We start from the raw sequence: 11,283 nt of genomic DNA, 5'->3' as shown, positions 1-11,283 counted from the left end.
TTGAAAACCTTCAAAATTCTTGCTGAGCGATATCGCAATCGAGGCAAAAGACTAGCATTAAGATTCAATCTAATTGCTGGAATTTATAACTTGGAGCTGAGTGAAAAATGACTTATGAAAGAAATCTATTGCACTCATAACGCTAAAAATAGTCACACCTTGGGCAGGCAGTTTGGATTCAATTGTGATCATGGAGCTTAAAATTTTTTATAGATTGCATTTTGAGTGTAGCAGCATCTCAGCGGCTGCGAAAAGTTAGCTCAGCAAAAATGATCCAGTATTGATGTTCCTATTCACTTGAATCCTAAAGTGATGTGAAAGCCAAAAAGAAGAATTCAACAAATTATTTGCAAAATAGGGTAGACGAAAAAATAAACATTTCCTAAAATGCCGTCATTAAAAAAAATTCAATACATAATAACAATGCTTAAAAATATTCACGCCATGGTGGAAAACTTTGGCTTTAGCGTACAGAAACGTGCGCTACACATTCATTTCTCAAATGAACATCTAAATTCTGAAGTTTTTATTCAACGGATTGAAGGTCAGCACCGTATTAATCAAGGCTTTCGTGCAGAAATTATTTGTCTCTCGACCAATGTTCATCTGGCTTTAAAGCAGTTTATAGGCGGCCGAGTGGCTGTCGATCAAGTGACAGATTTGGGACAACTCAGTCGCCTGACTGGTGTGATTACTGGGGCTAGCCAAGGTCAAAGTGATGGTGCACTGACCGTTTATAAACTGGTGATTGAGGATGCCACAGCACTCTGGCATAAGCGTCGTAACAGCCGTGTCTTTATGAATAAATCGGTAGGGGAGATGACCGAGATTATTTTTAGTGAATGGCAGAAAAAAAGTGCGCTGTTTGCTGCCAGTTTAAGCTTGAACTTAGAGGGGCTGGCACGTACTTATGATGTGCGTCCATTCACCATGCAGGCGAATGAAAGTGATTATGCATTTTTAACCCGCCTTTGGCGCAGTGAAGGGATCAATTGGTTAATTGATGAAGCAGAGTTATTTGTTGCATTTTCGGCTGCACCGATGCAAGCACAGCAACTGCGTTTAATTGATACGAATCAGGCTTATAGTGCTTTAGAGCGGAAAAAAATTCGCTTTCATCGTAGTCATGCCACGGAACGTTTGGACACAATCACCAGTTTTGTGGCAGAACGCTTTTTACAATCGACCACGATTCAAACGCAGCGTTGGCAAGCTCAACATTTGGCACAAGACCAAAGTAATCCGCTTTTAAGCGCCCATGCACAGAGTGAGCAACAGCACAATGAAACCTTAAGTTTAGAGCAGGCTTGGACCGTAAGTTCGGCTTGGACAACTGACCTTAAAGGTGCAGATCAGGCGACCACTTCAAATACACAGCAATTGGATCAGTTGAATCGGCAAATCAATCAATATCAGGAATTACAAGCCAAATATTTTACCGCCAGCAGTAGCGTAAGGGATGCACAAGTTGGGTATTGGTTTGAATTAGAAAATCATCCTGAAATCGATCAACATCAAACGACAGATCGTGAATTTCTCATACTAGGCAAAGCATTTTATAACCAAAATAATTTACCCAAAGATATTTTGGTTCAATTAGAAAAGTTACTTGCGGCGAGCCGCTGGATATCTTTAGGGGATGAACGGCAGGCCAGCGAGCTGTATGTGGTCCGTCGGCAAATTTCTGTGGTGCCTGAATATGATCCTTTATTACACCGCCCACCCGCATTTCCACAGCGGGCCAAAGTGGTCGGTCCAGAAGGTGAAAGTATTTATGTCGATGCTTGGGGGCGTATCAAAGTTCGGTTTACGTTCACCCGCAGCGATGACCACGATCATGATGGTGGAGCAGGGAGTAATGATAATGACAGTGACTCGGCTTGGGTCGATGTACTAACTCCATGGGCGGGAGAAGGTTATGGGGCACGTTTTCATCCTCGTATTGGTGAGATCGTGGTCATCGACTTTTTTGAGGGTGATGTGGATCGTCCCTTTGTAGTAGGACGAATACATGAGGCTGAGCGATCTCAGACCATGTTTGACCTCAAAGGTCAGCTTCCTGAAACCAAAAAACTCAGTGGTATCCGCTCACAAGAAGTTGCGGGAGCAGGCTTTAACCAACTGCGCTTTGATGACACGACAGGGCAGATCAGTACCCAATTACAAAGTAGTCATGCAGCGACACAGCTGAATTTAGGTAATCTCAGCCATCCTAAAGAACAAGACAGTAGCCATGGCCGTGGTGAGGGGTTTGAGCTGCGAACGGATGCTTGGGGAGCAATGCGTGCAGGTAAAGGTTTACTCATTAGTACCTATGCGCAGGATAAAGCAGTTGCCGATCATCTTGCTGCTGCTGAAGCTCAGTCTCTTTTAAATCAAGGGCATCAGAGCATGAATATGCTGAGCGGCTTGGCTGTAAAGCAACAGACCGATGCATTGAATGTGATTAACCGTTTGCCGAAGTTAATAAACTCTTTAGAAATCAAAAGTACTACTGAAGGTGTCAAAGCGACTTTAAATTTGTTCAAGGAGGAGCTAAGTCGAGACCCATTGGCAGCGTTAAAAAACTGCAAAAGTTTTGTCAAAGAAATGGGCTCAATCGCACATGATGTCAAAAGTACAGTAAAAGAATTTAAAGCATTTTTTAATGATGCCGAAGATGCCTTTGATAACTTAAAGTCTGTCATAGATCATATTGAAGAAAATGGTAAGGATGTGATTCAAGGGCGGGTTGCAAGTCTGAAAAGTAACCTAAAAGAAGATCCATTAAAAGTATTAAAAGATGTGGGTAAATTGATCGAAGACATCAAATTTAACCCTGATGATTTGTTGAATAATGGTGGTTTTGGTTTGCCACCAGCGATGACACCCATAAAAGCATTAGAAAAAGTACAAGGCTTTATGGAAGGCTATGCGCAAGGTTTAGAAAAATCCAATACAGCGGCAAAACAAGAACAAGGCAAATTATTCCGCCAAGCGTTGATGTTGCTTGCATCACCTAATGGTATTGCACTCACTACACCGGAAGATATTGTTTTACAAGCATCGCAGGATATTGCAGAAAGTGCGCAAGGTTCGATTAATTTCAGTGCTCAAAAGAATATTGTCGGTCATGCACAAGACAAAATCAGTCTGTTTGCGGCTCAAAAGGGCCTGAGTGCTTATGCCGCAAAAGGGAAAGTTGAATTACAAGCCCAAGATGATGCTATTGAAGCAATTGCACGAAAGGTGATTAAGCTCATTTCAACAGAAGATAAAATTGAAATTACCAGTCCTAAAGAAATTGTGCTGACTGCAGGAGGTTCACAGCTGAAAATTAATGGCAGTGGAATATTTACAACAACAGGCGGCAAGTTTGAGAGTAAGGCGGGGCAGCATAGTTTTGTGGGAGGAGCGACTGTAAATGCACAATTACCTAAGCTGCCTGAAAGTGGGCTGTATAGTATGAGATTTGACTTAAGTCAAATATTTGATACTAATATATTAAAAAATATGAAATATAAACTTATTAACCATTCTAAAAAAATTGAAGCTGAGTACCAGTTTGAGCAACAAAGTAGTGCACGTATTTATAGTGATGCTATTGAAAATGTAGAACTGGCATTAGTACCAGGTGCTTATATAACTCTATATCAAAAAAATGCAGCAATGGATGCAGAGTCTTTAGATGAAGAAATTCAAGGTTGCGGATGTGATGACGAAATGCATCTTTGTGATGAAATTAATTTAGAAATATAGAAGGTATTATCTTGAATAAATATATTTTAATTGGATTGTTTTTGATAAATCTCTTTTCTATCAACAATATAATATACGCCAAAGGGCCTGATTTTGAAATAGTTTCAAAATGCACAGACGAATATGAATCAAGTTGCAATATTTACCGAGTAGTTGATGGGGACAATAAATTATTGCTAGAAGATGTTAAGTCTCCAATTATCACAAAGATTAATAGTGATATATTTAGGGTTAGAGTTTCGTGTGGATCTCCATGCCAAGTAAACTTTTTTTATGGAGAAACTAGTGAAGATTCTACTAATGAATTTATTGCTTTTAATGAAAATAATCATTGTTTGATAGAAAGTGATAGTGTTAAGAAGAAAATATATGCAAGGATAATTTTCACTGGTAGGAAAAAAATTATTGCTGATTTAAATGATAAGGAATACTTGGGGTTAAATCAAAGATTTGATTATTATAATTATTTTAAAAAGAAAAGTAAATTTTTAGAAAATGGTAATTTAATATTGTTGGCAGATGATTATTCAAGTTTATTAATTAAAAAAACAATAATAAAACCATGCGGAGAAAATAATGAAATATTCAGATGAATTTATAGCATTTGTTGCAACAATCTCTGGAGAAGCAGGTGTTTGTAGCATTACTTCAAAAAAAGCAGTTGCACATTGTATTATGAATCGATTAGGGTTTGGTGAGTGGGTAGGTCATCCAAGCATTATACAATATTTATATGATGATTTTGATGCTTTAACTGAACAAACGGCTGCTGTAAAAAAGGTTAAAGCTGAAATGAATTCTAATAAGGTTTCAAAGGATACTCAAGATATTATAGATGCTGTGTACCCTATTTACATGAGGGAAGAAGAAGATTTCACAAATGGAGTGGTATTATATTATAGCCCAAAAGCTCAAAAATTTTTGAATAATAAGGACCCAAAAAATTATAAATATCCACCAAATTTTGTCAACGAATTAACAGAAGAAGTGAAAATAAATGGTACTGAAAATGATGATATGTGCTGGATAAGGTATAAAGGAACTTCACGATTTTTTATTAAATTCATCGATCAATCTGCTAAAAAATTAATGGGATCAAGAGTCAATGTAAGTTATAAGAAGACAAAATATATTCCAACAATGAGTAATTTGTTAATAGATGAAGAGGGCTTTATTAGATCTATTTTAGTAAAGGGTGGATGGGGAGCAAGATTTTCTGTTGATGGCTCATCTGTGAAAGATGAAAATAATAAAGAATTAATGTTGATTGCTGATGGAAAAAACCATCATGTCATAATTGTTGTAGATAATGGAATGGGTGGTATAAAAACACGAACAGATAAACATAACCAGGAGCTACCACAAAATAATAAAGACGGAAGAGAAAATACTGAAAATAGTAATAATCAAGAAAATAATTCTAATAAATTAGATGTAAAATTTGATCTTAGAGTTTTAGATAGTGATGGAAAACCGATTTCAAGAATTTCTTATTTTTTAAAATATAAGGGAAAAGAGAAAAAACACTCAACTGAAAATGATGGTGTTGAAAAAGGTATTCAGGCAGAAAGTGGAGAAAAAATCGCAGTTTTAGTTAGTGGAAGAGATTCCAAACAAGAAGTTGGAATTTTCACTGTATTAAATGATAAAAAAATATATGATATACAAATTAAGTTACATAAATTTGAAATAATTTTTAGGCATAAAAAAAGTGGAAAATCTATAAAAAATTTAAATTTAGTACAATGGTACAGAGGTAAAGAATACCCTAAAAAAACTAATGATGAAGGTAAGATAATTGTAAATGCTATACCAGGTTTTGATTTAAATTATAAATTAAGAAATGGTCAAAATTTATTAACAATAAAAGTCGATAAAAATAAAACTATTAGATTCATAGATGTTGACTCTCAGGTGTTGGAACAAGCAAGTAAAGATTTAGATTTGATAAATGCTGAAAAAAAATCATCAAAAACCAAAAATACTAGCCAAGAGCAACAAACTCGAGATGAAACTCCCAAAAGAGATCAAACACAAGCAACAAGTCAAGATGGACACCCAAAAACTACAGTTAATGACAATAATGAAGAAGCAGAGTTCAGTGTTCTTACATATGATAAAAAAACTGATCAGCTATTTAGTGGTGGTAATTATTTAATAGAATATAGAGGTAACAAAAGAAATCATTCAAGTGGTACTCATGGATTAGGAAAAAAAATACATAAAGCTAATGTTGGTCAGAATATAAAAGTTATCACACTTGAATCTGAAAAGGAGATAGTCCATTTTAATGATGTAATCAGAAATGGAATGAAAGATATAGATTTAAAAATAGATAAACCTTCAATACCATTGGCAGTACAAGGAGTTAATGTTGGATTTAATGGTGTAGCTGAACAGTGGAGGAAAGATATTGTTAGTCAAAAAACAAAAAATGTACTAGCGTATCTTGCGAAGGAAGCGGGAATGAAAGAAATTCTGATCACAAGTACTATAAGAACTCCAGAATCACAAGCAAGAGCAATGTACAACACAACTATTAGTTACAGTGCACCTGGTGAGGCAGTAAAAAGAGTACGTGATGATTGTAAGAAAAAAGGCTTATCTAAAGATGCTACCATAAAAAAAATGGTTGAAAAAATTATTGAGTTTCAAGGTAAAGGACTAAGAGTTTCGCTGCATTGTGTATCTCAAACTCAGTATGAAAAGATGAATGTAGTAGACATTGGATTAAATAGTAATGGATTTGGTTCGAATACAAACTTAAGTAATTTAGGGCAAAAATTTAAAAATGTCTGTATTAAAGCTAAGTCTGAAGGAAAAATTTCTGGATTTATTCCAGGTGATGCAAAAGGTGAGGGCGCTATGCATATTGAGATTATGCAATGAATTTTTATCATATAATAATAGCTTGTAGTTTGTTAGTAGGATGTAATTCATCGGATCGCGAACAAAATATTGATTTAAATGCAGTTAGTAATAAAAATGAGAAAATATATGAAAGAGTTGATTTTTATTATGCGTTTAAACAATGCAATGTCAAACGGAATTGCAGAATTCTTAAGCCTAGTGTGCTAGATGAAAGTTATTTTCTAAATGCTTACAAACCAAATAACGATGAGTTTTTTATCAAAAAAAATGGTGAAAATTACGAAATTTTTTACAAAATTTTTATGATAGAAAATATTGAGATGGGATGGGCCAAGTTAACTCGGTTAAACAATAATGAAAATCTGATTTTTAATGTCGATAAAATATTTCAATCCTATGGAAAGATGAACCCAATAGGAGGAGGTGATTCTTTTAAAGATGTTGAATCATCTAAATCAAAAGAAAGTATTTATTACCTTAATGAATATTATGATGAATATTCATTTAAGCAACCGCAAAAAATTATTTTGGAAAAACAAAAAGACAATACTTACTTATTGGATTGTAATTCTTATATGAGTGATTTAGATCCAAAAAACAATTTTTCCGGAATTTTTTATAGAGTGTGTTCTGAGGGAGAGAAAATTTATTTTAAAATAATTTGATTTTCTAAGAATAAAAAGCCGACTCTCGTCGGCTTTATTTATTTAACCTTCCAAAACTTCTTCCAGCAACTCTTCACTCGGTGCAAAGTAATACGCTCCGTCCATTGGCGTAACAAAGTGAAGTAAGCGGTCGTGAATACCGTCACCGCTCGTACCGAACATGCGAACCAGCATGCTGTCGATAATGCTGAGGTCATGGGTATAAGCAATAAAAAACAAACCTTGGTCACCGCGGCCATCGCCATAAGGCAATGAATGACGCAAAATTGCTAGTTCTTCACCTTCGCCATTTTCAACAACGGTACGTGATACATGTGAGTTTTCAGGTTGTTCGTCTTCATCCAACTCAATTGACTCAAGTTTGGTGCGCCCAATGACATGTTCCTGAGCATCTACCTTTAACTTTTTCCATTTATCTAAGTTATGTGCATAACGCTGTGCAAAGACAAAAGAACCATCAGCAAAAATACCCGCATCTTCTGCTAATAATGCTGTTTCAGCACGGTCATCTGGAAATTGAGGGTTTTCAGTACCATCAATAAAACCAGTTAAGTCACGGCCATCGAAATTACGGAAGCAAACACGCTCATCTAAAACCTCAACTTTATCTTGAATGCCATCAAAGAAAGCTTGGCTTAAAGCAAAGCAAATATCTGTACGCTGTGCCGCAATGTGAATCAGCACATCTGCTGGCACTACAGGCATGTTAAATGAACCTTGAATTGGATCAAGTTGTTTAAAGCCTGCCGGAGCTTGACTGTAAAGTTGCGCCCAAAGTTCTGGTCCAAAAGCCACAGCCGTTTTAATCTGTGCATTAGGATGTTGGGTAATCAGACGATCACGAGTATTCAATAAGTCTTCAAGTTGTTCTTTTAATTCGCTAATCGTTAAATCTTTTAAACGTAAAACAATAAAACGAGCATGATCTGAGGGTAATGGCAAAATTACAGATTGAGCAGACATTCATGGCTCCTAAAAATTATAATTTCTGAGTGGCTGTGTATATTGTGCCTTAAGCAGCGCTGAGAGTGTAGCCTTCATTTGGCCTTTTAGCTTGCATTATTGTCATGAAAATAGAGTAAATGTCATATAATACAGACCCATTTCAAACTTGAGCTAATGATGTCCTATCAAATCTGGATTGCATATATGTTGGCATGTTGGGTGATTAGTGTTTCCCCTGGTGCAGGTGCAATTGCGTCTATGTCGAGTGGTTTGAATTATGGGTTTAAGCATGGGTATTGGAATGCCATCGGCCTGCAATTGGCACTTTTGGTTCAGATTGCCATTGTTGCAGCTGGGGCAGGGGTCTTATTTGCGACGACACCATGGGCATTTCTGATCGTGAAATGGTTTGGTGTGGGCTATTTATTGTATTTGGCTTATTTACAGTGGACAGCGCCAACACAGTCAATTGAAATCCAACAAAATTTGCCCAATAAATCACGTTCAAAATTAATTTTACATGGCTTTTTGGTCAATATGAGCAATCCTAAAGCGATTGTATTTTTGTTGGCAGTTTTGCCGCAGTTTTTAGATTTATCCAAACCCCAATGGATTCAATATGTCATCATGGCTGCAACAATGATTAGCATCGATTTGATTGTCATGGCGGGGTATACCGGTCTCGCTGCAAAAGTGCTGCGGTTGTTAAAATCATCCAAACAACAAAAATATTTGAATCGTACCTTTGCAGTTCTATTTGCTTGTGCGGCGAGTTTATTGAGCTTAGTTCATCAATAAATCCAGTGAGATGATTCTGAGCATCGTATTTGACGTGCAAAAAAAGCCATGCAACTGCATGGCTTTTTTTTGATATGTCGCGAATTGAGCAATGAACGTTGCTACTCAAGCGACTTTCTTAAATTTTTGTAGGATAAAAATTAGGGCAAAGAGCAGTGCCATAGTTAATACAATGGTTAGTCCTGTAGAAGTATTTAAACCAGCACTTGACCATAACCCCACGGTCACACCGACTTGTGCAATAATGAAAGACCACAGTATCATTTGCTTCGGAGAATTTGCCAATAAACGAGCGGTTAATGCAGGAATCACTAACAGTGCACCCATCAGCAATGAGCCGACAGCACGTAAAGCCAATACGGTAAATAAGGCCAGTAACAACATAAAAATCAGACGTTGCCATTTGGCGCTGACACCTTCACTGACCGCAATATCGGGGTCAATGGCAATCTGAATCTGTGATTGCCAACTTTTATGAAGCACGGTCAGTGCCACAATGATCACCACTGCAAAGACAGGCAAATCTGACCAAGAAATGGTGAGCAAGTCGCCAAATAAATAGCTGAGTAATTCAGGTCTTAAGCTTGGCAAATGTTGTATGAAGAGTAAGCCTGAGCACAGGAGTGTTGCAGAACATAGCGCAAGCAAAGCGTCATTGGGTAAGCGAGGGTCGTGTAACACCCATAAGATTGCAACCAATAAGAGCGCAATCAATGTAACGCCTGTCCAAAGCGGTAGACTCATTGCACCGGCAATGGCGACACCGAGTAAAGTGCCATGTGCCATGGTGTCCGCAAAAAATGACATGCGACGCCATAGCATTAAACAGCCGAGGGGTGCAGTCAGGAACACCAGCAAAGTGCCCATGATCCATGCTGGCAAAAGGAGTTGTAGCCATTCCATCATGGATTATGCTTCCGGTTCAGGGTGAATATGGGGACGAGAGTCATGCTGGCAAGGCGTTGCACTATCGCCATGCGCACAGTGATCATGATGGTGTTGATAGAACACACGGTTTGTCCCAAAGATCGCTTGATATTCAGGATGTTGCTGCACATTTTCAGGCAAGCCACTACAGCAAATATGCTTATTGAGGCAAACCACACGATGTGTTCCTTGCATGACCCACTGTAAATCATGAGAGACCATCAAAACTGCACAGCCATATTTTTCAGGCAGGCTACGCACGTAGTCATACAGTTCCGCTTCAGACTGGATATCTAGACCTTGCATAGGTTCATCCAGAACCAATACATTCGGTTGACGCAATAAAGCCCGTGCAATCAATACACGTTGACGTTCGCCGCCCGATAGTTGCTGAACTTTAGATTGTTGTAACTTGGCAATGCCTGTATCACGAATAATTTCTTGCTTAATGCTGGCATCACATTTTTCTAATGCCAATAAATCACACACACGTAGCGGTAAGCTGTGTGATGGATTAAATTTTTGTGGCACATATGAGAATTTTAATTTTTGTATGCTGATCACTTTACCAGATACAGGTTTTACAATACCCAATAACACTTTGATGAGCGTGGATTTGCCTGCACCGTTAGGACCAATCAAGGTGACAATTTCTTTTTCGTGTAAGGCGAAATCTACATTTTTTAAAATGTCACGTTCATCGATTCGGACATGAACATGCTCTAAAGCCACAATGGGCTTCATATTTAGTGTTTGCTGCGGCACTGCTGACAGATCCCTGAAATTTCAATAATACTGTGATGTGCAGTAAAGCCATCGGATGCAGACAATTCATCGAGTTGCGCCATCAAGCCTTGAGCAGATGCTTCTTTGACTATTTTACAATCGGTGCAAATCAGGAATGCGGCTTGATGTCCTTCGCGCGGATGACAACACGGGATGTACGCATTAATCGACGTTAGACGGTGAATCAAACCTTTTTCAAGCAGAAAATCCAGCGTACGGTATACCGTCGGTGGCGCTGCAGGTCGGTCAGACTCACTTTTGATTTTAGCCAAAAGGTCATAAGCGCCCATTGGCCCCGTTGCATTTAAGATCAGTTCCAATACTTCTTTACGCAAGGGCGTAAGTCGAGCACCCGTCGCACTACAGAGACTCTCAGCTTCAGCAAGGCGCTGTTCGACATTATGATGATCGTGTACACCATGCAAAGCATTATGATGTTCGTGTGAACATGCGCTCATAGCCAACCTCGAGTACGAAACTGTATAAAGAAAAAGACTTTAAATCTTAACATGAAGCGTAAGGACTTACGAACAGACGTAGGTTTTTTTACGAT

9 protein-coding genes and 1 pseudogene are annotated in these 11,283 nt (G+C 37.8%); 6 read left to right on the top strand and 4 right to left on the bottom strand.

The features are described 5' to 3' along the window. The 5 genes and pseudogenes from FTT88_RS12870 to FTT88_RS12850 form a co-directional block, all read left to right on the top strand. Positions 1–111, top strand: a pseudogene (locus tag FTT88_RS12870) (IS5/IS1182 family transposase); the annotation flags it as partial. 312 nt (positions 112–423) lie between these two features. Further along, positions 424–3,738, top strand: coding sequence for a type VI secretion system Vgr family protein (locus FTT88_RS12865; RefSeq protein ID WP_180173993.1), 3,315 nt, complete (start codon positions 424–426; stop codon positions 3,736–3,738). 11 nt (positions 3,739–3,749) lie between these two features. Beyond that, on the top strand, positions 3,750–4,331 hold the full coding sequence (locus tag FTT88_RS12860) for a hypothetical protein (RefSeq protein ID WP_180173992.1): 582 nt from the start codon (positions 3,750–3,752) through the stop codon (positions 4,329–4,331). Beyond that, positions 4,315–6,627, top strand: a complete 2,313-nt coding sequence (locus FTT88_RS12855; protein ID WP_180173991.1) for a hypothetical protein — start codon at positions 4,315–4,317, stop codon at positions 6,625–6,627. Before FTT88_RS12860 ends, FTT88_RS12855 begins: the two co-directional genes overlap by 17 nt. Next, positions 6,624–7,274: a hypothetical protein gene (locus FTT88_RS12850; protein WP_180005344.1), complete on the top strand. Its 651-nt coding sequence runs from the start codon at positions 6,624–6,626 to the stop codon at positions 7,272–7,274. Before FTT88_RS12855 ends, FTT88_RS12850 begins: the two co-directional genes overlap by 4 nt. A gap of 42 nt (positions 7,275–7,316) precedes the next feature. Here FTT88_RS12850 and FTT88_RS12845 read toward each other — a convergent pair whose 3' ends face one another. Continuing rightward, entirely contained in the window at positions 7,317–8,237 is a 921-nt protein-coding gene (locus FTT88_RS12845; RefSeq protein WP_180173990.1) for a Dyp-type peroxidase, read from the bottom strand. A 159-nt stretch (positions 8,238–8,396) separates the two neighbouring features. On the opposite strand from FTT88_RS12845, the gene FTT88_RS12840 reads away from it, so the two are divergent. Next, positions 8,397–9,017, top strand: a complete 621-nt coding sequence (locus FTT88_RS12840; protein WP_180118115.1) for a LysE family transporter — start codon at positions 8,397–8,399, stop codon at positions 9,015–9,017. Positions 9,018–9,122: 105 nt separating this feature from the next. On the opposite strand, the gene znuB is transcribed toward FTT88_RS12840, so the two are convergent. Genes znuB through FTT88_RS12825 form a run of 3 tightly spaced genes read right to left on the bottom strand, consistent with a single transcriptional unit; the run spans position 9,123 to position 11,188 of the window. Next, complete coding sequence (gene znuB / locus FTT88_RS12835) at positions 9,123–9,923, bottom strand: zinc ABC transporter permease subunit ZnuB (protein WP_180173989.1); 801 nt, start codon at positions 9,921–9,923, stop codon at positions 9,123–9,125. A gap of 3 nt (positions 9,924–9,926) precedes the next feature. Beyond that, on the bottom strand, positions 9,927–10,688 hold the full coding sequence (gene znuC, locus FTT88_RS12830; RefSeq protein ID WP_373683469.1) for a zinc ABC transporter ATP-binding protein ZnuC: 762 nt from the start codon (positions 10,686–10,688) through the stop codon (positions 9,927–9,929). Between the two features lie 2 nt (positions 10,689–10,690). Further along, positions 10,691–11,188 carry a transcriptional repressor gene (locus FTT88_RS12825; RefSeq protein ID WP_078191481.1) on the bottom strand — a complete coding sequence of 166 codons (498 nt, stop codon included), beginning with the start codon at positions 11,186–11,188 and terminating at the stop codon, positions 10,691–10,693. Positions 11,189–11,283 lie beyond the last annotated feature (95 nt).

This window comes from Acinetobacter sp. YH01024 (assembly GCF_013420195.1).
Classification (GTDB): Bacteria; Pseudomonadota; Gammaproteobacteria; order Pseudomonadales; family Moraxellaceae; genus Acinetobacter; species Acinetobacter amyesii.
Note: the sequence above shows the minus strand (reverse complement) of the source record. Positions and strands in the feature narration are given on the sequence as shown.